General features: G+C 63.2%; 23 protein-coding genes and 1 tRNA gene. 16 read left to right on the top strand and 8 right to left on the bottom strand.

Features of this window, described 5'->3' with window-relative positions; all coding sequences use genetic code 11:
* Positions 1 to 77 precede the first annotated feature (77 nt).
* Positions 78 to 536 carry a GatB/YqeY domain-containing protein gene (locus AC522E_RS03915; protein ID WP_500749085.1) on the top strand — a complete coding sequence of 153 codons (459 nt, stop codon included), beginning with the start codon at positions 78 to 80 and terminating at the stop codon, positions 534 to 536.
* Between the two features lie 4 nt (positions 537 to 540).
* On the opposite strand, the gene AC522E_RS03920 is transcribed toward AC522E_RS03915, so the two are convergent.
* Positions 541 to 1,119, bottom strand: coding sequence for a cysteine hydrolase family protein (locus tag AC522E_RS03920; RefSeq protein WP_500749086.1), 579 nt, complete (start codon positions 1,117 to 1,119; stop codon positions 541 to 543).
* Positions 1,120 to 1,237: 118 nt separating this feature from the next.
* Between AC522E_RS03920 and AC522E_RS03925 the strand changes: the two genes are divergently transcribed.
* From AC522E_RS03925 to rpoD, 3 genes are all read left to right on the top strand, one after another.
* On the top strand, positions 1,238 to 1,669 hold the full coding sequence (locus AC522E_RS03925; RefSeq protein ID WP_500749087.1) for an Lrp/AsnC family transcriptional regulator: 432 nt from the start codon (positions 1,238 to 1,240) through the stop codon (positions 1,667 to 1,669).
* 122 nt (positions 1,670 to 1,791) lie between these two features.
* Complete coding sequence (gene dnaG / locus AC522E_RS03930; RefSeq protein WP_500749088.1) at positions 1,792 to 3,684, top strand: DNA primase; 1,893 nt, start codon at positions 1,792 to 1,794, stop codon at positions 3,682 to 3,684.
* A 184-nt stretch (positions 3,685 to 3,868) separates the two neighbouring features.
* Complete coding sequence (gene rpoD / locus AC522E_RS03935; protein ID WP_500749089.1) at positions 3,869 to 5,860, top strand: RNA polymerase sigma factor RpoD; 1,992 nt, start codon at positions 3,869 to 3,871, stop codon at positions 5,858 to 5,860.
* Between the two features lie 69 nt (positions 5,861 to 5,929).
* Here rpoD and AC522E_RS03940 read toward each other — a convergent pair whose 3' ends face one another.
* The 3 genes from AC522E_RS03940 to AC522E_RS03950 form a co-directional block, all read right to left on the bottom strand.
* Positions 5,930 to 6,625: a DUF930 domain-containing protein gene (locus AC522E_RS03940; RefSeq protein WP_500749090.1), complete on the bottom strand. Its 696-nt coding sequence runs from the start codon at positions 6,623 to 6,625 to the stop codon at positions 5,930 to 5,932.
* Between the two features lie 113 nt (positions 6,626 to 6,738).
* Positions 6,739 to 8,001, bottom strand: a complete 1,263-nt coding sequence (locus AC522E_RS03945; protein WP_500749091.1) for an MgtC/SapB family protein — start codon at positions 7,999 to 8,001, stop codon at positions 6,739 to 6,741.
* Positions 8,002 to 8,067: 66 nt separating this feature from the next.
* Positions 8,068 to 8,952: a hydrogen peroxide-inducible genes activator gene (locus AC522E_RS03950; protein WP_500749092.1), complete on the bottom strand. Its 885-nt coding sequence runs from the start codon at positions 8,950 to 8,952 to the stop codon at positions 8,068 to 8,070.
* 91 nt (positions 8,953 to 9,043) lie between these two features.
* Between AC522E_RS03950 and AC522E_RS03955 the strand changes: the two genes are divergently transcribed.
* The 3 genes from AC522E_RS03955 to AC522E_RS03965 all read left to right on the top strand — a co-directional run bounded on the left by AC522E_RS03955 (position 9,044) and on the right by AC522E_RS03965 (position 13,128).
* Positions 9,044 to 10,510, top strand: a complete 1,467-nt coding sequence (locus AC522E_RS03955; RefSeq protein ID WP_500749093.1) for a catalase — start codon at positions 9,044 to 9,046, stop codon at positions 10,508 to 10,510.
* A gap of 170 nt (positions 10,511 to 10,680) precedes the next feature.
* Complete coding sequence (locus tag AC522E_RS03960; RefSeq protein ID WP_500749094.1) at positions 10,681 to 11,637, top strand: cation diffusion facilitator family transporter; 957 nt, start codon at positions 10,681 to 10,683, stop codon at positions 11,635 to 11,637.
* Between the two features lie 261 nt (positions 11,638 to 11,898).
* The gene (locus AC522E_RS03965; protein ID WP_500749095.1) at positions 11,899 to 13,128 is read left to right on the top strand and encodes an MFS transporter; all 1,230 of its coding nucleotides are present in this window, start codon (positions 11,899 to 11,901) and stop codon (positions 13,126 to 13,128) included.
* Between the two features lie 6 nt (positions 13,129 to 13,134).
* On the opposite strand, the gene AC522E_RS03970 is transcribed toward AC522E_RS03965, so the two are convergent.
* The gene (locus AC522E_RS03970) at positions 13,135 to 13,755 is read right to left on the bottom strand and encodes a TIGR02466 family protein (protein ID WP_500749096.1); all 621 of its coding nucleotides are present in this window, start codon (positions 13,753 to 13,755) and stop codon (positions 13,135 to 13,137) included.
* Positions 13,756 to 13,880: 125 nt separating this feature from the next.
* On the opposite strand from AC522E_RS03970, the gene AC522E_RS03975 reads away from it, so the two are divergent.
* From AC522E_RS03975 to AC522E_RS04015, 9 genes are all read left to right on the top strand, one after another.
* Positions 13,881 to 15,101, top strand: coding sequence for an adenylate/guanylate cyclase domain-containing protein (locus AC522E_RS03975; RefSeq protein ID WP_500749097.1), 1,221 nt, complete (start codon positions 13,881 to 13,883; stop codon positions 15,099 to 15,101).
* Positions 15,102 to 15,196: 95 nt separating this feature from the next.
* Positions 15,197 to 15,272: transfer RNA gene (locus AC522E_RS03980), tRNA-Ile, on the top strand.
* A gap of 460 nt (positions 15,273 to 15,732) precedes the next feature.
* Positions 15,733 to 16,929: a M10 family metallopeptidase C-terminal domain-containing protein gene (locus tag AC522E_RS03985; RefSeq protein ID WP_500749098.1), complete on the top strand. Its 1,197-nt coding sequence runs from the start codon at positions 15,733 to 15,735 to the stop codon at positions 16,927 to 16,929.
* Positions 16,930 to 17,205: 276 nt separating this feature from the next.
* Positions 17,206 to 18,042: a substrate-binding periplasmic protein gene (locus tag AC522E_RS03990; protein ID WP_500749099.1), complete on the top strand. Its 837-nt coding sequence runs from the start codon at positions 17,206 to 17,208 to the stop codon at positions 18,040 to 18,042.
* 89 nt (positions 18,043 to 18,131) lie between these two features.
* Positions 18,132 to 18,797, top strand: a complete 666-nt coding sequence (locus tag AC522E_RS03995) for an amino acid ABC transporter permease (protein ID WP_500749100.1) — start codon at positions 18,132 to 18,134, stop codon at positions 18,795 to 18,797.
* The gene (locus AC522E_RS04000; RefSeq protein ID WP_500749101.1) at positions 18,794 to 19,453 is read left to right on the top strand and encodes an amino acid ABC transporter permease; all 660 of its coding nucleotides are present in this window, start codon (positions 18,794 to 18,796) and stop codon (positions 19,451 to 19,453) included. Before AC522E_RS03995 ends, AC522E_RS04000 begins: the two co-directional genes overlap by 4 nt.
* The gene (locus AC522E_RS04005) at positions 19,450 to 20,223 is read left to right on the top strand and encodes an amino acid ABC transporter ATP-binding protein (protein WP_500749102.1); all 774 of its coding nucleotides are present in this window, start codon (positions 19,450 to 19,452) and stop codon (positions 20,221 to 20,223) included. Before AC522E_RS04000 ends, AC522E_RS04005 begins: the two co-directional genes overlap by 4 nt.
* An 89-nt stretch (positions 20,224 to 20,312) precedes the next feature.
* The gene (locus tag AC522E_RS04010; protein WP_500750580.1) at positions 20,313 to 20,972 is read left to right on the top strand and encodes a GntR family transcriptional regulator; all 660 of its coding nucleotides are present in this window, start codon (positions 20,313 to 20,315) and stop codon (positions 20,970 to 20,972) included.
* Between the two features lie 429 nt (positions 20,973 to 21,401).
* Positions 21,402 to 22,247 (top strand): class I SAM-dependent methyltransferase, encoded by an 846-nt coding sequence (locus AC522E_RS04015; RefSeq protein WP_500749103.1) that lies wholly within the window; start codon positions 21,402 to 21,404, stop codon positions 22,245 to 22,247.
* 178 nt (positions 22,248 to 22,425) lie between these two features.
* On the opposite strand, the gene AC522E_RS04020 is transcribed toward AC522E_RS04015, so the two are convergent.
* The 3 genes from AC522E_RS04020 to AC522E_RS04030 all read right to left on the bottom strand — a co-directional run bounded on the left by AC522E_RS04020 (position 22,426) and on the right by AC522E_RS04030 (position 23,278).
* Positions 22,426 to 22,620: a hypothetical protein gene (locus AC522E_RS04020; RefSeq protein ID WP_500749104.1), complete on the bottom strand. Its 195-nt coding sequence runs from the start codon at positions 22,618 to 22,620 to the stop codon at positions 22,426 to 22,428.
* Between the two features lie 62 nt (positions 22,621 to 22,682).
* Positions 22,683 to 23,033: a DUF6481 family protein gene (locus AC522E_RS04025; protein WP_500749105.1), complete on the bottom strand. Its 351-nt coding sequence runs from the start codon at positions 23,031 to 23,033 to the stop codon at positions 22,683 to 22,685.
* A 44-nt stretch (positions 23,034 to 23,077) separates the two neighbouring features.
* Positions 23,078 to 23,278, bottom strand: coding sequence for a hypothetical protein (locus AC522E_RS04030; RefSeq protein ID WP_500749106.1), 201 nt, complete (start codon positions 23,276 to 23,278; stop codon positions 23,078 to 23,080).
* Positions 23,279 to 23,364: the final 86 nt, after the last annotated feature.

The following is a 23,364-nucleotide window of genomic DNA, read 5'->3' on the forward strand; positions in this document are numbered from 1 at the left end:
CCTTGACCTATCCTCGTGACTTAAGGGGCCGCTCGCGCCACGTCAACGCTCAAGCGTTCAATGGTAAGGAGAAGCGCATGCTGCGCGAACGTTTCACCGCGGATATGAAGGCAGCCATGAAGGCCGGCGACAAAGGCAGGCTGGGCGCAATCCGCCTGATCCAGGCCGCGCTGAAGGACAAGGACATCGAGGCCCGCGGCGCCGGCAAGGGCCAGGCTTCCGACGAGGAGATCCTGGCGCTCCTGCAGAAGATGATCAAGCAGCGCCAGGAATCGATCGCCATGTACGAGCAGGGAGGCCGTCCCGAGCTGGCGCAGCAGGAGAGAGAGGAGGCCGCGGTGATCACCTCCTACCTGCCGCAGCAGATGGATGAATCCGAAGTGAAGGCGGCCATCGAGGCCGCAATCGCCGAGACGGGCGCCGCCTCCATGAAGGACATGGGCAAGGTGGTGGGGATCCTGCGCGGCAAATATGCCGGCCGGATGGACTTCGCCAGGGCGAGCGGCCTCGTGAAGGAGATGCTGCCCAAGGGCTAGGCCCTCAGGCGGCTCGATCCGCCTGTCCCGCCATCTCGTCCAGGAGCGCCCGGGTCGTCACGACGCGGGCGAACTCGAAGCGGAGCGTCGCCACATGGGCGGCATGGATGCCCTCGGCAGGGATCGTTCCACCCGCTCCGTCGGGCAGGTCGAAGCAGTCGCAGGCATCCTCCACCAGCACCATGTCGTAGCCGAGATTGGCTCCGACCCGCACAGTCGTCGAGACGCACATGTCGGTGGAGATGCCGAAGACCACGACCGTCCGGACGCCGAGCCGCTTGAGCCGCAGGTCGAGGTCCGTGCCGATGAAGGCGGAGTTGACGCTCTTGGAGATGAGCGGCTCCCCGCCGCGCGGCCCGAACCCGGGCCGGAAGGCATTGCCAGGCTGCCCCGGCGCCAGAGTCGAGCCCGGCGTCACGGAGTCGTGGCGCACGTGGATGATCGGGAGATTGCGGATCCTCCAGGCCCCGAGAAGGGCTTGGCCGTTGGAATCGACAGCCTCGTTCCAGCGGCGCGGCCAGGAGGGGAGGTCGAAAGCCAGCTGCATGTCGACCGGCAGAAGGACGGCGTTGGCAATGGTCATGGGAAGCTCCTTGAGTCCCTCGGTTTTCGCGCATCGCGATGCCGGTTTCACTCGACAAGATGACGGCCCGACCGGCTAAATGCCGGTCGGAGCTCCTCAGGACGGCGGTTTGATCTTCATGCTGGACGAGAAAGACAGGATTCTCATCGGCGCCCTGCGCAAAAACGCGCGGGAGAGCCTCGTCGGCCTCGCCCGCAGCGTCGGGCTCTCGCGAAGCGCCACGCAGGAGCGGATGCGCCGCCTGGAGCGGGACGGCGTGATCAAATCCTATACCGTTGCGCTCGCGTCCGAGCACGATCCCGCGGTCCGGGCCATGATCGCCGTCACCTTCGAACCCGGCTTCCGCTGCAAGCACGTGGTGCCGCACCTTTCCGGAATCCCCGAGATCGTCGCCTGCCATTCCCTGACCGGCGCCATCGACATGATGGTGATGGTGGCCTGCGACACGAACACGACCCTCGACCGGATCCGCGATGCGGTCGCCGCCGTCGAGGGGGTCGCGACCGCCACGACCCATATCGTCCTGGGCACCCCCCTGGCGCGGGGGTGAGGCGCCCGCCTCGTTACATGGCCTCGATCCTGTGAATTGCGGGCAAACCGAGAGCCGCCCACGATTTTCGTTCCGATTGACGGCCGCCCTAGTTTATCCAGCAGGCTTGGAGAATTCGCTTCGTGCGCTACCCGCCCCAGATCCTCGAGGAGATCCGCGCCCGGCTGCCGGTATCGGCCGTCGTGGGCAAGCGCGTGCGGCTCAAGAAGGCCGGGCGGGAGTGGAAGGGGCTGTCGCCGTTCAATGCGGAGAAGACGCCATCCTTCTATGTGAACGACCAGAAACAGTTCTATCACTGCTTCTCCTCCGGCAAGCATGGCGACATCTTCACCTTTCTCCAGGAGACGGAAGGGCTATCCTTCCCCGAAGCCGTGGAGCGCCTGGCGGCGGAAGCCGGGGTTGCGCTGCCCAAGCTCACCCGCGAGGACCGGGCCGAAGAGGTCAAGCGCAACAGCCTCTACGACGTCCTGGAGATGGCGGCGGAGTTCTTCATGACCTCCCTCCAGGGCCGTTTCGGCGTGAAGGCAAGGGATTATCTCGCCGGGCGCTCCCTGAGCCGCGAGACCCAGGAGCGCTTCCGCATCGGCTATGCGCCCCCGGAGCGCTATGCCCTGCGCGATCATCTGGCCGGCAAGGGCGTCCCCCTGGAGATGATGGAGGAGGCGGGCCTTCTCTATTCGGGCGAGGATGTGAAGATCCCCTATGACCGGTTCCGCGACCGGATCATGTTCCCGATCTGCGACCTGCGCGGCCGGGTCATCGCCTTCGGCGGCCGGGCCATGAGCGCCGAGGTCTCGGCGAAATACCTCAATTCTCCGGATACGCCGCTCTTCAACAAGGGCCGGCTCCTCTATAATTTCCACCTCGCCCGAAAGCCCGCCCACGACAGGGGAACCGTGATCCTTGCGGAGGGCTATGTGGACGTGATCTCGCTGAGCGTCGCGGGCTTTCCCAACGCGGTGGCTCCGCTCGGAACCGCCCTGACGGAGGACCAGCTTGCGCTTCTCTGGCGCATGGCCGATGAGCCGGTCCTCTGCTTCGACGGCGACAAGGCGGGACGGCGCGCGGCCTACCGGGCCCTCGACATCGCCCTGCCGAACCTCAGCGCCGGGAAATCCCTGCGCTTCGCCATGCTTCCGGAAGGGCAGGACCCGGACGATCTCGCCCGGACGGGTGGACCGGCGGCCATCGAGCGGGTGCTGGCCTCGGCGCGGCCGCTGATCGACATCCTGTGGGCGCGGGAACTGGAGGCGGGCCCCCTCGACACTCCTGAACGCCGGGCGGCCCTGGAGAGGCGCCTTCGCGAATCACTGGCACTGATTCGGGACGAAACCCTCAAACGGTACTACCGGGAGGACATCGAGGCGCGCCTGTCCACGCAGAATCCTGAGCCGCGGCCGGGCCGCTTCCAACGGCATGGCGGCGGCTCGCGACGGGAGCGCTGGGCGCCCGCTCCGACCACCCCGAGTGCCCGGGTCAGCATCAGCCCGCTTCTCGCACGCAGTGCCCTTTTCACCGGTGGAACGGCGGAGTCCCCCCGCGAGGCGATCATTCTCTGCGCTTTCCTGGCCCATCCGGAAATGCTGCATAGCCATGCTGAAACCCTTGCGGAGCTTGAGTTTGAGGGTAGGGGGGCGCAGGACCTGCGCCGGTTCCTGATCGATGACGCAGCCCATGGCGAACCGCCGGGACCGGACGTCATGCGGGTCCGCCTCGAGAGGTCGGGGCTTGCGCCGGTGGCGGAACGACTTACATATCTGGTTCGACCCGGCGACCGCTGGATGCTCGACCCGCACGCGGATTTCTTGCGACTTGAAGACGCATTGAGGCAGGCAATCACCTTGCATCGCCGCGCACGCACGTTACATAGCGAACTTCGGGCCGCGGAGCGCGCACTCGCCGAAGACGACAACGAGGCCAATCTCGCCTGGCTGCGAGAGGTCCAAAACCAGCTGTCTTCCGTCGAGGGTGCCGAGGCCGATCTAGACAACGGAGTTGTCCACCGCGATCACTGACGCTCGGATCTGGCCGGGTTCAGATGAGCGGGCTGAGCGGGGGAATGGTTAACGGTTAGTCAAGCGACTCGCTGTTTTATTGTTTGGAATGAATTTCGGGTGGTGAGGCCGTGGAGCTTCGCTGCCCGTTCGCGCATCGCCGATCTGGCTCGGGGGCCGGGGAGGCGACGGAGTAGTGCAAAGCATGGCAACGAAGGCAACCGAACGGGACGAAGCCGAGACCGCAGCTCCTGAGCAGCAGAGCGATGGGCCTCTTCTCGATCTGACCGATGCCGCCGTCCGGCGGATGATCAAGCTCGCCAAGAAGCGCGGCTACGTGACCTATGACGAACTGAACGAGGTCCTGCCCTCCGAGGAGTTCTCCTCCGAACAGATCGAGGACGTGCTCGGCCAGCTGTCCGAGATGGGCATCAACGTAGTCGAGTCCGAGGAAGCCGAGGAAGGCGAGAAGGCGGAAGCCGAGGAGGAGGAGGCCGAGGGCGGGGATCTCGTTGAGACCACCCAGGCCCGCGCCGTCGTCGTCCGGGAGACCACGACCAAGGAGCCGACCGACCGCACGGACGACCCGGTGCGGATGTACCTGCGCGAGATGGGCTCCGTGGAGCTTCTTTCCCGCGAAGGCGAAATCGCGATCGCCAAGCGCATCGAGGCTGGCCGCGAGGCCATGATCGCGGGCCTGTGCGAGAGCCCGCTGACCTTCCAGGCCATCATCATCTGGCGCGACGAGCTCGTCGAGGGCCGGGTGCTCCTGCGCGACATCATTGACCTCGAGGCGACCTATGCCGGCCCCGACGGCAAGGGTGCCCCACGGGAAGATGGTCCCGAGGGCGAGGAGGAAGCCGCGAGCGAGGATGGCGAGGGAGCCGTTCCGCCCGAAGGCGAGATGGACGACGACGATCTGGAGAACAACGTGTCGCTGTCGGCCATGGAGGCCGAGCTGAAGCCGCGGGTTCTCGAGACCTTCGATTCCATCGCTGACAATTACAAGAAGCTGCGCCGTCTCCAGGTCGAGCACGTGGAGCAGCGCATGCAGAACAAGCAGCTGACTCCGGCCCAGGAGCGGAAATACCGCGAGCTCAAGGCTGACATCGTCGCGTCCGTGAAGTCCCTCTCGCTCAACAACAACCGGATCGAGGCCCTCGTCGAGCAGCTCTACGATATCAACAAGCGGCTCATCTCGCATGAGGGCCGCCTGATGCGCTTCGCCGAGAGCCATGGTGTCGCGCGCGAGGAGTTCCTCAAGCATTACCAGGGCTGGGAGCTCGATCCGAAATGGGTCCTGCGCGTCTCCAAGCTCGGCGGCAAGGGCTGGAAGGACTTCGTCGCCAAGGGCAAGGACCAGATCCACGAGCTGCGCGACAAGATCCACAATCTCGCTTCCGAGACCGGCCTGGAGATCCAGGAGTTCCGGCGCATCGTCATGATGGTGCAGAAGGGCGAGCGCGAGGCCCGGCAGGCGAAGAAGGAAATGATCGAGGCGAATCTTCGTCTCGTGATCTCCATCGCCAAGAAGTACACGAACCGCGGCCTGCAGTTCCTGGACCTCATCCAGGAGGGCAATATCGGCCTCATGAAGGCGGTCGATAAGTTCGAGTATCGCCGCGGCTACAAGTTCTCGACCTATGCCACCTGGTGGATCCGGCAGGCGATCACCCGCTCGATCGCCGACCAGGCCCGCACGATCCGCATTCCGGTGCACATGATCGAGACGATCAACAAGATCGTCCGCACCTCGCGCCAGATGCTGCACGAGATCGGCCGCGAGCCGACTCCGGAAGAACTGGCCGAAAAGCTGGCCATGCCCCTGGAGAAGGTGCGCAAGGTCCTCAAGATCGCCAAGGAGCCGATCTCCCTCGAGACGCCCATTGGCGACGAGGAGGACAGCCACCTGGGCGACTTCATCGAGGACAAGAACGCGATCCTGCCCATCGACGCGGCGATCCAGTCGAACCTGCGCGAGACCACGACACGGGTGCTCGCCTCCCTCACCCCCCGTGAGGAACGTGTCCTGCGCATGCGCTTCGGTATCGGCATGAACACCGACCACACGCTGGAGGAGGTCGGTCAGCAGTTCTCGGTGACCCGCGAGCGTATCCGCCAGATCGAGGCGAAGGCGCTCCGGAAGCTGAAGCATCCGTCCCGGAGCCGGAAGCTCCGGAGCTTCCTGGACAACTGATCGGTCGCTCACGCCACCGACGACAAGAAAGCGCCCGACCGGGCGCTTTTTTATTTGCCAGAGTGATCGTCAATGGACCGGTGGAAGGTTGTGCGCGCCCCATAACCGCCGCGGGATCGCATCCCCCACGGCGAACTCGAAGGCATGGACGGCCCGGCGGTCGGCACTCAGGTCGCAGATGAATTGCAGATGGTACCAATGCTGCGCGCTGCGGAACGCGGCACCGTCGGCAATCAGCCTGTTCTGCCTCATTTTCACGTCTGCCATGGCATAGGCCACGACCCTGTCCGGCTGGAACTGCTTGAGGGTCGCGGCGATCTGGGCCATCGCCTCGATGCCGCAGAGCTGTTCGATCCGGGTTTCCTCGTCGAAGCGAGGCAGGGCCTGCCGCATCGCGCGACTGAGCGGGCTCGCCAGGACCTCGCCGGACAGTATCCTCGTCGCCCGGATTCTTGCCGGTGGACCGGGCTGCAATGGTTCAGGCGCGGCTGAAACTTGCGTTCGTTCCTGGACGGTGTCGGGCGGCGCCTGCGGTGAGGCCTCGGGGACCGGCGCGGCGCTGACCCTCGGTGCCAGCGCCTCGACCTCCGCCGGCGTCCAGATCTCGACCGGAATTCCTTCGTCGAGCGGCGGAATGGGCTGGGGCCTCAGCAGGGCCAGCCCGGCGATCAGCAAAAGGCCGTGCAGGCCGGCCGAGGCCGCAAGGCTGCGGGCCTCGGCACGCAGGTCGACACGATGGGATGAGGCGAGGACCGACTGTTCCATAAGGTGCCCGTGACCAGCCAATCCCTGCTTCGGCACTCAACCGAACCGTCCGGCGCGGAGCCGTTGCCGCGAGCGGCGGCCAGGGGACTGCGTCATCGCTCTGTCCTATCCTCTCACGTACCGCGCGGAAGCAGCGCGGCTCCGCCTGCCGCGATGGCGGCGAGGCTCGCCGCAGCGACGAGCCATCCCGCCTTCGTGGTTCCCAGACCGAAGGTCATTCCGGCCTTCACCACCGTGTTCGTGGCGACCGCGAGGCCGATGCCCAGCACGGCTGCGCCGAGGGGAAGGGAGGTGTGCGAAAGGCGGGCGAAGGACAACGTGACGGCATCCACATCCGCAAGGCCGGAGAGAATGGCGAGCAGGTTCAGGCCGGTCGCGCCGAACGTTTCGGTCATGACCTTTGCCAGGAAGCTGATGACGGCGATCAGAGCCGCCAGGCGCAACGCCATGCCGAGTTCGAAAGGATTCTTGATGTCCAGGTCCGGCTGGCCACGCTCTTCGCCGCCATGCCTGAAGAGGAGCCCTCCCGCCACGAGAACAAGGACGAGCCCGGCTCCGCCGAGGGGCCATGCGAGGGGTGTCAGGAGTTGCGGATTGACTGCCGCCGCCACGACGATCACGCGCCCAACCATGACCGCGCTCGACAGGAGGATGCCGCCGGCCAGGAGCGGGCTCGCCGCGGGATGCTCCCGGGCGAGACGTGCGAGGGTCATGGTCGTCGCGGTGGAGGAGGCGAGGCCGCCTGCCAGCGCAGCCAGGGCGATGCCGTGCTGGCTTCCGAAAACCCGAACCGCCACATAGCCCACGAAGGACAGGGCGGCGATGATGATGGCGAGGAGCCAGATCTCCGCAGGATTGACGGAGTCGTAGGGGTCGATGGTCCGGTCCGGGAGCAGTGGCAACAGCAGGAATGTCATGGTGAGGAGGATGAGAACAGCGCGGATCTCCTCCCAGGTCAGGCGTCTCACCCAGCTGTGCAGAGGCTCCTTCAGGGCGAGGATGATGGTCGTCGTAACGGCGACCGCGACGGCGATCTGCAGATTTCCGAGCATCGTATAGGCGCCGAGCGCGAAAGCGATCAGGGCCGCGACGACGCCGGTGGCGCTGAAGTTGCCCTCCGACGATGCCTCCAGCCATGCGAAAGCGGTGAAGGCGAGGGCAAACGCGAGAAATGCGAAGCTGAGAAAGATCGCGCCCAGGCTGCCGCTGAGAATGGCGCACAGGGCGCCGAGCAGCGTCGCGAGCATGTAGGTACGAAAACCCGCCGTCCGCTCCCCTTCCGCTTCATCCCGCTGTTTCCAGCCACGCTCAAGACCGATCAGCAGGCCGATGGCGAGGGCAACGGCGAGACGTTCGAGCAGCGGATCCAGGATCATCGGATGTCCTTGGCATTGAGAACTCGGATCCTTTTACGTCACGCCTGACATTAGACCTAGAGCGTTTCAGGACCGGGCGCCGACAAGCACCTTCGCGAGCGCCGCCGCGTCGCTTCGCCGGGACGAGGTACGGCGCCAAGCGACGCCGATGGTGCGCACAGGTTCCGGCTCTGCGAACCGAACGAGTTGGACCCGTTCCGTGCCTTCCATCTCCGCCGCCATCTCAGGCAGGAGCGTGACGCCATAGCCGTTTGCCACGAGATGCATCACGGTCGACAGGCTTGAGGCCCCGAAGGCCATATGAACGCTGGGCGAGAGCGCACCGCAGACGCTGAGAGCCTGGTCGCGCAGGCAATGGCCTTCTTCCAGCAGCAGAAGATGCTCCGAGGCGAGAGCAGACGGGTCCATCCTCTCGTCCCCCCCGCAGCCTGCCCGTGCCTGTCGCGCCAACAGAAAGCGATCCTCGAACGCAGCCAGGGTCTCGAGTTCCGGCCGGTCCAGGGGAAGGGCGGCGACGATGAGGTCGAGATCGCCGCGGATGAGTTCGTCCACCAGTGCCGTCGTCTGGGTTTCACGGACGCGCAGGTCGAGGTCCGGATATCGCCTGTGAAGCGTGGGGAGAGCCCGCGGAAGAAGGTAGGGCGCGATGGAGGGTATGATCCCGAGCTTCAGCGGGCCGACCAGGGGAGGCTTATCCCGACGGGCATAATCCTCCAAGTCCGTGACGGAGGCGAGAATGGCGGCAGCTCGGCGGGCGATTTCGCGGCCGTCCGCGGTCAGATCGACGGCGTTGCGGCGACGTTCCACGAGATGAAGGCCCAAGGACTGCTCCAGGTCCTGGATCTGCATGGAAAGAGCCGGCTGAGTGACATGACAGAGTGCGGCCGCCCGCCCGAAATGCCGGGTCTCGGCGATGGCGGCAATGTAGCGAAGCTGGCGAAGCGTGAGCATAACGATAAGTTAAGCTGATCGTCGACGTCAGGCAATCGAATTGGACTAATGCCAAACGCCCGGTGATGGTGCCGCCTTCAGGAGGATCACCATGTCGAAACCGACCATGACGACCACGGCCGGAGCGCCGATTGCCGACAACCAGAATTCAGCCTCGGCCGGCCCCAGGGGACCACTGCTGCTGCAGGATTACCAGCTGATCGAGAAGCTGGCGCATCAGAACCGTGAGCGCGTTCCAGAGCGCGTGGTCCATGCCAAGGGCTCGGGTGCCTATGGCACTTTCACGGTGACGCAGGACATCACCGGGTTTTCCAAGGCCAGGCTCTTTTCGGAAATCGGCAAGCAGACGGAAGTCTTCCTGCGCTTCTCAACGGTGGCCGGCGAGCGCGGCGCTGCGGATGCTGAACGCGACGTTCGCGGCTTCTCGGTGAAGTTCTACACCGAGGAGGGCAACTGGGACGTGGTCGGCAACAACACGCCTGTCTTCTTCGTGCGCGATCCGTTGAAGTTCCCCGATTTCATTCGCACGCAGAAGCGCCATCCCTCGACGAATCTCCGCAGTCCCACGGCCATGTGGGATTTCTGGAGCCTGTCGCCGGAAAGCCTGCACCAGGTGACGATCCTGTTCTCGGATCGCGGCCTGCCGCAAGGCTATCGCTTCATGCATGGATTCGGGTCGCACACCTACTCGTTCCTCAACGCCGCCGGTGAGCGCTATTGGGTAAAGTTCCACTTCAAGTCGCTGCAAGGGATCAAAACCTGGACCAACCGCGAGGCGGAAGCCGTGATCGCCAAGGATCGGGAGAGCGCTCAGCGCGACCTCTACGAAGCCATCGAGCAGGGCGACTATCCGCGCTGGCGCGTCTGCGTGCAAATCATGCCGGAAACCGACGCCGAGAAGACGCCCTACAATCCGTTCGACCTCACGAAAGTGTGGCCACATGCGGATTATCCGCTGCATGAGATCGGTCTTCTGGAGCTGAACCGGAACGCCAGGCATTATTTCGCCGAGGTGGAGCAATCCTCCTTCTCCCCGTCGAACATCGTGCCGGGGATCGGCTTCTCGCCGGATAAGATGCTCCAGGGGCGCATCTTCGCCTATGCGGACGCGCATCGCTACCGGGTCGGCACTCATTACGAGGCCCTACCCGTCAACCGTCCGCGCTGCCCGGTTCACCATTACCATTCCGATGGCGCGATGCTGTTCGAGGTGCCCGAGCGGGGCGACGCCTATTACGAGCCGAACTCCTTCGGCGGCCCGACGCAGGATACCCGCCTCGCCGAGCCTCCGCTGAAGATCTCGGGCGACGCGGACCGCTACGACCACCGGATCGGCAACGACGATTACAGCCAGCCAGGGGCCCTGTTCCGCCTGATGAGCGACGAGCAGAAGGCGCAGCTCATGAACAACATCGCCGAGGCGATGCAGGGTGTGCCGGTCGAGATCGTGAAGCGCCAGGTGCTCCACTTCTATCTCGCTGACAAGGCCTATGGCCTTGGTGTCGCCGAGCGGATGGGCCTGTCGCCGAGCGAGGCTGTTCCACAGGCGGCGGAGTAAGCCATTCTCCCGATCCCTCCTGTCGGGCGCCCGGTTTGCCGGGCGCCCGCTTCATATCCGAGACTGCCCGCGGCCGGTGACGACGGCGCACATTCATCGCCGCATTTCCACCCGCGCCATGCAACCCGAGCCCAGCCTGACCGTTCTGTCCTGAGTGGAGCGGGACAGGCATGGCGGCGCAGACATCGTCAAAGAAGGTCATCTATGCCGCGCTGCTCGGCAATTTTCTGATCGCGATTACCAAATTCGTCGCTGCCGGCTGGACCGGAAGCTCGGCGATGCTGAGCGAAGGGGTCCACTCGCTTGTCGATACCGGCAACGAGCTCCTGCTGCTCTACGGGCTCCATCGGTCGGCGAAGCCGCCGGACCGCGCCCATCCGCTCGGTTATGGACGTGAGCTCTATTTCTGGACCTTCATCGTCGCACTCCTCATCTTCGGCCTGGGCGCGGGCGTGTCCTTTTACGAAGGCTTCATTCATATCCGTCGTCCCGAGCCCATGGAGAATCCGCGGATTGCCTATGTGGTGCTGGGACTGTCGATGCTTTTCGAGGGCGGCTCGTGGTGGATCGCGCTCAAGGAGTTCCGCAAGGCAAAAGGGGCTCTCGGCTATCTGGCCGCCGTACGGCAGAGCAAGGACCCGACGACCTTCACCGTTCTGTTCGAAGATACTGCCGCGCTGGCAGGATTGCTGATCGCGTTTGCGGGCGTCGTCGCCGCCGAATATTTCGCGATGCCCGAGCTGGACGGTGTCGCATCCCTTGGCATCGGGGCAGTCTTGGCCATGACCGCCCTTGTGCTTGCCCGGGAAACGAAGGGCCTCCTCATCGGGGAGGCCGCTCATGTCGGCCTGCAGGAGGCGGTTCTGGCCATCGCGCAGGAGGACCCGGCGGTCGAACGTGCCAATGGCGTGGTGACAGTCCATCTGGCGCCAAACCAGGTCGTTGCCGCGCTCAGCGCCGAATTCTCCGATGAACTGCGGACGCCCGACATCGAAGCCTGCGTCACCCGCGTCGAGGCAAGGATCAGGCAGGCGCATCCCGAGATTGTGACCTTGTTTATCAAGCCGCAGAGCGCGGGTACGTACCGGCGCCAACTCGAGACGAAGGCCGCTCTGCACAGCGATTGAGACGGAGGCGAAACGGCGGTTCATGTCTCCACGCGCTTCAGATCGAATCTTACGGGCGCAGGACCGATGGGCCATCGACGAAGGTGAGACTCGCGTTTCATGCCGGCATCCCGGGTCCGAGACGTGCGACGAGGAGATGTCCCTTCCGCAACCCAGCATTGCACGGGCAATGGGAGAGGCCGGAGCTTTTTTGGTTTATAGGCGAGTGGCATAATGCCCCGCCGAGGCCGAGCGTCCGCCGCGCCTCTCAAAAAGAACGCCATGGACACCAAATCGACCGTCATCCCTGCCGCCACGCCTGCCCGAACCGTGACGGAGGGAGTCGCCATCCCGATCCTTGCGGCGATCAGCTTCTCACATTTTCTGAATGATCTGATCCAGTCGCTCATCCCGGCGATCTATCCGATCCTCAAGTCGAGCTATGCGCTCGACTTCGGGCAGATCGGCCTCATCACGCTCACGTTCCAGCTCACGGCGTCCCTCCTCCAGCCGCTTGTCGGTTTTGCAACCGACAAGAAGCCGAGACCGTTCTCCCTCGTCGTCGGCATGGGCTTCACGCTCGCCGGCCTGCTCACACTCTCGCGGGCTTCGTCGTATCCGCTCCTTCTCCTGGCCGCGGGACTTGTCGGCATGGGGTCGTCGGTCTTCCATCCCGAATCCTCCCGCGTGGCCCGCATGGCTTCAGGGGGGCAGCATGGCTTGGCGCAGTCGATCTTCCAGGTCGGCGGCAATGCCGGAACAGCGGTCGGACCGCTGCTCGCGGCCTTCATCGTCGTGCCCATGGGACAGCCGAGCATCGCGTGGTTCTCGTTGGTTGCCCTGCTTGCCATGGTTGTCCTGTCCCAGGTGGGACGATGGTATCGGAACAAGCTCGTCGCCTTGCAGGCGAAGTCCCGTGCGACGGAACACAGGTCCCATTATTCCCGGAAGCGGATCTTCTGGTCGATCACGATCCTGATGCTCCTCGTGTTCTCGAAGAACTTCTACACCGCGAGCATCACGAGCTACTTCACGTTCTATCTGATCGCGAAGTTTCAGCTCTCCGTCCAGGACGCACAGCTGCACCTGTTCATCTTCCTCGGCGCCGTGGCCGCGGGCACAGTGCTCGGCGGGCCGATCGGGGACAGGATCGGGCGCAAATACGTGATCTGGTTCTCGATCCTCGGCGTGCTGCCTTTCACCCTGGCTCTGCCTTATGCGAACCTGTTCTGGACCGGGGTGCTCAGCGTGGTCATCGGCCTCATTCTGGCTTCGGCCTTCTCCGCCATCCTCGTCTATGCGACGGAACTGGTGCCCGGGCGGGTCGGCATGATCGCGGGACTCTTCTTCGGGCTCTCGTTCGGCATGGGGGGGCTGGGCGCGGCGGTACTCGGCGAACTGGCCGACTGGACCAGCATCGAGACGGTCTATCGCGTCTGCTCGTTCCTGCCGGCGATCGGGCTGCTCACGGTCTTCCTGCCGCACGAACGGCCCAGGGGCCGCATGGCGTAAGGCGGATCAGCGCCAGGAATAGTTGAAGCTGACGCTGATCCGCTCGCTCTCCGCAGCGTTCATGGGAACCTCGTGCCGAAGCCAGCTCTCCCAGAGCAGGATCGTGCCGGGCCTCGGGGCCATGTAGGCGAATTGCCGGTTCTCGAGCTTGGCCCTGGCCTTCCGGGGAGGAGCCGCCATCATGAATCCAAGACGTGGGTCCTCGAGCTTGAGGGCGCTCGCCCCATCCGGAATCGTGACGTAATAGGTGCCGCTCACCACCGAATGCGGGTGGATGTGGGACGTGTGGATGCCTCCCGGTGGCAGGATGTTGATCCAGAGCGAGTCGAGCTCGAGCTTGCGGCCCTTCAGGTCGAACTCGAGCTCTTTCGCGAAGGCGGCCACATGAGAGTTGAGCTGTTTCAGCAACTCCTCGAAGACGGGCACGCGCCAGGGCAGATCATCGAGGGAGGCATAGGACGTGTAGCCGGGGTAGCCGTTCTTCTCGCACCAGCGCTGGCCGGCCACGTCATCCTCCGCGATGGACCAGCAGGCCGTCTCGAGATCCGCGTTGAGGCGCGCCGCCTTGGTCTCGGGAAGCTCCGCGCGGTAGACTTTTGTGACGAAAAGCGTTTCGATGGTGGACATGGCAAGGCTCTAGCTTTCGCGGCGGAGAGTGTCAAAACGAAAGCAGTTCGGCAAGCGGCGGAGGGGCGATTTCAAGGGCACCTCTCCTTGCAGGTTTGTCCGCACGATCCCACCTTGGCGGTATAATGCTCTCGCTCTCACCAACCAGTCCCTTCGAGGATTCCCTGGAACTGGCGCGCAGCCTGGATCCGGAGACCTTGTCGCGCGTCATCGCTCTGCGCGACTGGCTCGTGACGGAAGCTGCCCGGATGGATGACCTGAACGCCATCATGAGCGCCTTCATCGAGCGGTTGCGCGAGCTTGGCCTGCCCATCGATCGGGCCGCCTCGGCCATCGAGGCTCTCCATTCGGAATATGCGGGGATCGGGCGGTTCTGGACAAAGGAAGAGGGCACCATGGTGCGCTATCTTCCCCATGGCGACCGCCGTTCGCAGGTGTATGGGTCGAGCCCCTTCGCCCATGTCAACAGAACCGGGGAATGGCTGCTGCTCGACATTGCCACGACTCCGGACGACACCTTCCCCATCCTCGCAGAGCTCAGGGAAGGCGGCTATCGCCACTATCTGACGATTCCGCTTCGCTTCAGCAGCGGCGCGGAGAACGCCATCTCCTTCGCGACCCGCTCGCCCCGCGGTTTCGACGAACAGACGCTGAAGATCCTGCATCTGGTCATCCCGTCCTTCGCCCTTGTGATCGAGATGCGTACGACGAGCAACCGACTCGACGAGGTCCTTCGCATCTATGTGGGCGACGACCCGCATCGGGCCATCCTGTCGGGGGTGATCCTTCGCGGCCAGGTCACGCGCATCCGCTCGGCGATCCTCTTCGCGGATATGCGCGATTACACGCAGATCTCCTCGACCTTGAGCCCTGAACATGCGGTCGAGCTCCTGAACAACTATTTCGACTGCCTCGTTCCTCCGATCGAGGACGAGGGCGGGGAGGTGCTGAAATATCTCGGTGACGGCCTTCTGGCGATCGTTCGCGACCGTGGCGACGACACGGGCGGCGCGCCGCAGTCGGCTCTGTCCGCCGCGACCAAGGCCCTTAGGCGCGTCCAGGCCGCCAACAGGGAGGGGCGCTTCCCGGCGCCCGTGAATGTAGGCATTGCCCTGCACCACGGCGACGCGGCCTACGGCAATGTCGGATCAGGACGGCGGCTGGATTTCACCGTGATCGGCCGCGACGTAAACTTGGCGAGCCGGATCGCGGAACTCAACAAGCAGCTCGGAGAACCGCTGCTCATGTCCAAGGCTTTCGTGGAACATCTCTGGGGGAATCCGACGCCTCTTGGAGCCCAGACGGTGGAGGGGTTCGACGAGAAGATCGAGGTCTTCAGGCCGTAATGGATCCGCCAGGCGGACGGCACTCCCGTCCATGCGTGGACACCCGTTGCCGAGCGACCCTTTTTCCAGCTAAAAGCCGCTGACCCTTTTCCAAAGGGCCTGTAGCTCAATGGTTAGAGCCGGCCGCTCATAACGGTCTGGTTGCAGGTTCGAGTCCTGCCAGGCCCACCACTTCTTCCCTCGACGAAAGGGCATTCTTCCTTCGCTTACAACGGTTTTGCGCCGTGTCCGGGGGTCGAGCACCGCTCCGGGCGCACGCCCGGAAAGAGGTGGATGGCTGCGCTGAATCCCGGGTGAATCGCTGCCTCCCGGCCCAGAGCCCTGTCGAGGCCCTGCGTACCACCGACCGGTGCGGCCAAATCTGATATCCCTTCCACTCAGCCATGACGTGCCATCCGGCGATCCACGCGTCGCATGCTGGCATAGACGGCTGGCAGGGACTTGTGCGTCCCGTGCTCGTCGCACGCTGTGGTGCATTGGTAACAGTGCGAAGAGGTGCGGATGGTCTTGGAGGGCAATCACATTCTGACCACATTGGAGGGCCAAGCGCAGCCGTGCCTTCCGGGAGCCGGATCGTCCGGGCTTCGTGAGGGTAGTTAACCGAAGCGCAGCCGATGGGATGAACGCGACCATGTACAGTCCGACGACTTTGGAGACCTATTTTCTCCAACTCGTGAATGAGACCCGCGCCAAGGCCGGAGTGCAGGCACTCTCATTCGACGGCGAGCTTCTGGCAGCCGCCGATGGGCACAGCCTCTGGATGGACCAGAACGACAAGCTGACCCATACGGGCGAGAACAGCACCACCGCCGGATACCGCGTGACTCAGGCGGGCTACGGATATGTCAGCGTCGCCGAGAATATCGGATACGTAAGCGGACCCCTGAACGAGGCGACCGTCCTCAACCTTCACGAGACAATCCTGAAGACGCCAACCTACTATTCGAACACCATCAGGGCCCATTACGAGGAGATCGGGATCGGCCTGAAGGCGGGCACCTTGTATGGAGAGGACGTGGTCTTCGTTACGCTGAACTTCGGCACACCGGACGACCAGGAACGCGTGGAGCCCGACGATGTGGGCCCGGCCGTGCCGGATGAGACCGACACGGGAGGAGCGGAGGTCATCGCTGGCACCAGTCAGAACGACGTCTTGTACGGGACAACAGGGGACGACCTGATCTACGGGTATGCCGGCCATGATGTCATTCACGGACTGGGCGGAATGGACCTCATGTATGGCGGCACGGGCAACGACACCTATTACGTGAACCAGGCAGACGACAGGGCCATTGAGAGGGCAGGGGAAGGCAACGACACCGTCTACAGCTCGATCACCTACTCGCTGCAGGGGCAGGTCGTGGAAAATCTTACCCTGAACGGCTCCGCAAACATCGACGGCACCGGCAACAGCCTGCACAACAGGCTGACGGGCAACGGGGGCGCCAATGTCCTCGACGGTGGGGCCCTGAACGATATCCTGAACGGCAGGGCCGGCAAGGATGTCCTGATCGGCGGCTCCGGCAGCGACATCTTCGTGTTCGAGACCGAGGCGGATGCCCGCGGTGATACCATTGCCGACTTTGAGCAGGGATATGATCGGATCAACCTGGTGAACATCGATGCGAACCGGGCGCTGGAGGGCAACCAGACATTCACGTTCATCGGCACAGAGCGTTTTCACAACGTCGCCGGAGAGCTGCATGTCTACCATCCGGCCGACGGTAACACCTATATCTCGGGCGACAGCGACGGCAATGGCGCCGCGGACTTCGCCATCAAGGTGCTTGGCTGGCACACCTTCACGAGTGCAGACTTCGTGCTCTGACGCTGGCGCTCGCGCCTCCCAACTCGGCCGTTTTCGTGAAAATGCCGCTGTCCCTTAGAACCGGCGAGGCGAGGGCAGCGGCATCTCGACGATGCGATGCGTCGAAGAGGCAGGTGCTTAGTCTCACGTCTACGCTCATTCTGGTCGATGCTTGATCGCCCTAAACTTGTATACTAGAGTACATGTTGTGTGACTACACCGAGACAGCAACGAAGTCACATTGGATCGCGGGATGCGTTGCACTGCCGCCATAACAAGTTTTAGGGAACTCAACCGATGCCAATCTCAAAAACTGCTCTTTTCTTCGCCTCGGCACTGGTCGGAATAGGTTTGGCTGCCGGCACGGCCCAGGCTCAGGATGTCCCCCCTCCCGGGACGAGCCCGCGCATCGACGCCATCAAGAAAGCTGGCGAGTTGAGAGTGGGCGTGTTGTCCAATCCGCCCTGGCTCGTTGAGGACACCACCGGTTCGGGCGAGGCGTGGGCTGGCCCGGCTTGGACGTTATCCAAGGAATTTGCCAAGCGTCTCGGCGTCAAGCTGGTACCCGTTCCAGTCTCTCACGAGACGAAGGTGCCGGTTCTTGCTGCGAACCAAGTCGATCTCACGATTTCTCCGCTTTCGGTGACCAAGGAACGACAGAATGTCGTCGACTTCGTCACCTATTCCAAAACCAGCCTTTGCGTTTTCGGCCGCGCCGATAATCCCAAGGTCGCAAACGCCAAATCGATCGATGATTTCAATAACCCAGACATCACGGTCGCCTACTTTACAGGCGGCGGTGAGGAGAACTGGGTGAAGCAACGCTTCCCGAAGGCGAAGTTGCGTGGCGTGTCCAGCGCCGGCACGGCGGCTCCGGTCGAAGAGATCATGGCCCGTCGCTCCGATGTCACCCCGATCAACCGGATTCCGTGGATTGCTCTGAACAAAAAGGTGAAGGGTCTCAAGGCGCTGCCGGAAGGCAACAACTGTCAGGACAGCACCGAAGCCGCGAACGAAATCGGCCTCGCGCTCGATAAGAACCAACCGGAGTTCCACAAGTGGCTGAAATCCGTCGCTGATCCGATGCTGCCTGCGTTGCAGGCTGAAGAAGAACGTATCGTCGAGACGATGTAGCTCGCAGCCGACGTACATGTTTCCGATGCCGGGCGCTCGACCCGGCATCGGCTCCACTCCTGCTTTCACTTGCTGAAGTGGCTTCCATCATGGAATTCAATTTCGAACCTGTCCTGCGGAGTTGGCGCTTTCTGCTCGACGGCCTGTGGGTTACATTGCTCCTCGCATTCGGTGTCGCCGTCTGCAGTCTGCTTCTCGGGACGGCCGTAGGCTTGGCGAGGCGCTATGGGCCGCAGTGGCTGAAGCCCGTCCTCGTCTTCTATATCGATTCCATGCGGGCGATTCCGGTTCTGGTTGTCCTCGTGTGGATCTACTTCGCGCTCCCCGCCATCACGGGCTGGAATATGCCGCCATTCTGGTCGGCACTGTTCGCCCTTTCGTTCCATCTGGCCGCCTACGTGGCGGAGGTGGTGCGTGCCGGTATCGAATCTGTGCGTCCGGGTCAGATCCGTGCAGGGCTGGCGCTCGGCATGTCGGGACCCCAGGTGGTGCGCAAGATCGTGTTGCCACAGGCCATTGTGCGCATGATGCCCGCCTTTGGCTCGCTTCTGTCACTCTCCATCAAGGACACGGCCATCGCAGCTGTCATCGCGGTGCCGGAGCTGATGCGTCGAGCAGATTCGATCGCTGGGCAGTCTTACACCCCGGTTGAGGTCTTCACGACCGTGATGATCATCTACTTCCTTATCATCTTTCCCGTCACCCGCGCGGTCGACATTGTCTATAAGCGCATTGCCTTCCTGGGGCGGTCATGAACCTGGATTGGTCCATCATTCCGGCGAGCGCTGGTGCGCTTGCACATGGCGCTCTCATCACGATCGCCCTTACCGTCCTGACGATGGCGATTGCCGTTCCCTGTGGGATCGTTGTGGCGATGTTGCGCGAGTCACACTTGCGCCCAGTCGCATTTTTGGCCACCTGCTTCGTCGAGTTGTTCCGAAATATTCCGATCATCCTCGTGGTATACTGGGCATTCTACGTCATGCCCGTGATCTTTGGCCTCGCCTTTTCGCCTTTCGTTACCGGCCTGGTGGCTCTTTCTTTGAATAACACCGCCTATAATTCCGAGACATTCCGATCCGGAATCAAGTCCATCCGCAAGGGCCAGACGGAGGCAGCGCTCGCGCTTGGCATGAGCACAGCTCAGTCGTTCCGCAAGATCGTGCTGCCTCAAGCATGGCGACGAGTGCTTCCAGTCCTCGCTACCACATGGGTCACCCTGTTTAAGGATACGTCGCTTGTATCCGTCATTGCCGTAGGGGATTTGGCCCACACCGCGATGCAGATCCGGTCCCAGACCTTCCGCGTGATCGAGATGCTCACTGCTATGGCTGCGATTTATTGGCTGATGGGCTATCCGCAGGCCAAGCTCGCAGATTGGATCCACAAGAAATTCGGGGTGACAGAATGACAGCCGCCGTCTCTGCGACGCAGACCGCTCCTGACATCGTCCTGCAGTACCGTGACGTTCGCAAGCAATATGGGAAATTCGTTGCCCTGTCAGGCGTTTCCATGGAAGTGAAGCGCGGCCAGGTGGTGTGCCTGATCGGCCCATCCGGGTCGGGCAAGTCCACACTTCTGCGCTGCACCAACGCCCTGGAAACCATTGACGGAGGTGAAATCCTGTTCGACGGCGTTTCGCTACCCAGGGACCCGGGGGCGATCCGCAAGGTTCGTCAGCGAATGGGGATGGTGTTCCAGAACTTTGAACTCTTCCCTCATAAGACGGCCATCGAGAACATCATGATGGGACCGACGACCGTTCTCGGCCTTTCTGAGGAGAAGGCGCGTCAGCGAGCTGAAGCTCTTCTCGCAAAAGTCGGTCTTACCGACAAAGCCGACAACTATCCGGCGAACCTCTCCGGCGGTCAGCAGCAGCGCGTGGCGATCGCCCGTGCACTTGCTATGGAACCGGAGGTGATGCTCTTCGACGAACCGACGTCGGCACTTGACCCCGAGACCATTGGCGAGGTGCTGAACGTCATGAAGGCACTGGCGGATGACGGCATGACCATGGTGGTCGTCACCCATGAGATGACCTTTGCCCGCCGCGTGGCGGATCACGTTGTCGTCTTCGAGAGTGGCCAGATCGTCGAACAGGGCCCGCCAACCCAGATCTTTGATGCACCGACACAGGCGCGGACCCGCGACTTCCTCGGTCATCTCGGCTGGAATGCGTAATCGGGAGCACCTGCGACGTGGCCGAGACGCCTCGACATAAGACCACTGCTCAAGAAAAGGCAGAGCACGAGAGCTTCCAGCCCATCGCGATGCCCGCAAGTGTCGCGGAGATCCATGACATCATACGTCAGGATATCATCTTCCTGCGCCTTCGACCGGGCACGCGCGTCTCCGAGAATGAACTCGCACGCCGGTTTGGGACGAGCCGCACGCCGGTGAGGGAAGCCCTGTTCCGGCTCGTTGATGAGAGCCTGATTGAAGTTTGGCCGCAGCGAGGCACGTTCATTACGCGCATCTCCCTGAAGGCGGTTCGTCGCGCTCGCTTCGTCCGGGAGGCAATGGAGATCGCGATCCTGCATCGAGCAGCCGAAAGGGGACTTTCGGAAGCAAGTCTGAGAGCGCTCGACAAGGCCATCAGCGATCAGGAGGCGGCACAAAGTGAGCCGGAGCGGTTCACTGTTGCGGATGACGTCTTTCACAGGGTGTTCGCCGAGTCCATCGACGTCGGAAATATCTGGGCGGTGCTGGAGCGGGAGAAGGCCCAGTTTGATCGTCTGCGCTTTCTCAGCCTTCCAAACGTCACGCCGGTATCGAAGCTGATTGAGCAGCACAAAGCGATGCTCCTGGCCGTTCGCGCGCGCAATGTTGCAGCGGCCGAGCGTGCCGCTCGTGAGCATCTGTCCGAGGTGCTGAAGGTTGCCGATACGCTGGCGGCCACACATTCCGAACTGATTGTGAACGATATTTGAGGACCCGAGATCGCAGCAAATCTGCGGCGTCCAGCCAGATCGGCCTTCGAGAGGCAAGTTCCTCGAGGCAGACAGGAACTCGCTGAAGCGCCGGACCAAAAGCGGTCTTGCGCTTTCCGGGTCGTCCGGTGCCCCTCGTTCACCTGCCTCACGGGGTTGGCGCCAGATCCAGGAATGCGGCGATCGCCGCCCAGCCGGGAACCGACAGCAGAGCGAACGGCATCGAGCCGGCCCTGTTCCAACCCGGCCAGCTCAGGACGAGCCGCCCTTGGCGGGGATCGTGGCAATCTTGTCCTTCGCGGCCCGACGGGGCGACCGTCGCTCCCTTGTCTTGGTTGCAGCGGATTTGGATTGCAAGTTCATCCAAGGGAGGCGGATAATGCCCTGCCCATCGGGCGAGGAACTCCTGTCAAGAGGGAGCCAGGCTGCATGTCTTCGAACCTCGACCAAATTCGTGACCAACAGCGTGAAACCTGGGATCAGTTCTCCGCCGGCTGGAACAAGTGGGACGAACTGGTCCAGAATTGGGAGGCTCCATTCGGCGAGGCGATGATCCGACTCGCCGATCTGCAGGAGGACTCCCGCGTCCTCGATGTTGCTTCCGGTACTGGCGAACCAGGGCTCACGGCAGCGATGCTTGTGCCGCATGGGCGTGTGACCGTGACGGACTTGTCCGAACGAATGCTGGCTGTGGCGGCGGAGAAGGCAGCGCGCCGCGGCATGCGCAATTTCGAGACCCGTACTTGCGACGCCGGCGCATTGCCTTTCCGCGACGCCAGCTTCGATGCTGTCCTCTGCCGCTTCGGTTTCATGTACTTTCCCGATGTCGTATCGGCTGCGCGCGAATTCGCACGGGTGGCGAAGCCGCAGGCGCGGGTTTGCGCCGCCGTTTGGAGCTCGCCGGACAAGAACCCCTGGGCGACCACCGTTACGGGCGCGATTGCCCGCCATGTGGATGTGCCTCCCGCGCAGCCCGGTTCGCCTGGCCTGTTCCGCTGTGCGCCAGAGGGCACAATGCGCGCCGCGTTCGGCGAGGCAGGCTTGCGTGACATTGTTGAGGAGGAGGTATCGACCTTCTTGGTTCATGAGACGCCGGAGCAATATTGGCAGTTCATGACCGAGATCGCAGCACCCGTCGTCGCGGCGCTTGCGAAGGCCGACGCGGCAACGCGGGACCGCATCCGGGCCGAAGTCCTCGAGGTGGCGCGCAAGTCTATGCGCGACGGAACCGTCCAAATGCTGTCGACAGCAACGGTGATCGTCGGCACGCGGTAGGGTCCTGCCTGGTCGCCTCCAACGACGGCCCAGACGAACGGCTATGGCGTGGTGATGTGCCTGACGTCATAGCGGTTCATCGCCGGGGGGCGGTGCGCCAGACCATGAGGGAGGGATCGCTCAAGCTCCAAGCTTCGTCGCTGCGCGAGCCAGTGCTGTCCCAGCCTGTCCAGTCCGATCAGGCCCCGCGGATCTCGCTCTCTCGGACGGCCCGCTCCACCGACCCGGATTTGATCCGGTATGAAAGTTCGCCGGTCTGGTCGGCCGGCATGAGCCGTACGATTTCGTAGGTGCTGGTGGAGCTCGTCCGGGCGTCGGCAAAACCGGCGTGCTTCAGTCGGACCATCTGGCGAACCTTGAATTTGTGGGACATGGCTGTTGATCTCCTCGGTGCGAGTGGAACTGTGAGCCTGCCATGGGGCAGGGTGGAAATTCTTATCGGCTTCGGGCCTTTCGCGCCGCGTAGCGTGCGTCGCGGGCGGCCTTGCGTTCCAATTCGAGCGTGGCGTCTGCAGCGGCCTTTTCGGCAGCGGCGCGCTCCTGCTGAGCCGCCATTTCAACGGCGATCCGTTCCTGCAGTTTTGCCGCCTCCGCGACCGATGCTGCTTTCGCGGCTTCGCGCTCGGCGATGCGCACATCGCGCGCGGCGCTGACAGCCTCGCGGGCTTTACGGCGCTCGATCACCGCCGGGTCATCATTCCCGGGCCGCTGGAGGAACTTTGCGGCCATGGTTTGTTTCGCCATCTTGGCAGCGTTGAGGCGCTCGCCAAATCTGTCTTCTTTCATTCTGTCTCTCTATCTCGCTTCTTGCTCGGATCGACGGCCGGGAATTATCGAACCCGTCTGATGCTGGTGATATTGCCCGGGGGCAGAGTGCCACGGCTCTGCTGGGCCCGCGCAATTCCTTCCACGGCCCGGCTGTCGCTCGCCTTCGAGGGCGTGTCGACCCACAGATAGGCAGTTCGGGAATCGTCGTAGCTCACAAGAAAGATCACCGATTTTGCAGGAGCGGATTTCCGGAACATGTTCATGGCAGCCTCATCGGTGGTTTCTCGAAAAAGAAAAGCCGCTCCCCAGGGAGCGGCTTCGTAAGAGGGGCGTCTAGGGGAGGACGCCG

It is taken from the genome of Microvirga sp. BF8 (assembly GCF_059888585.1).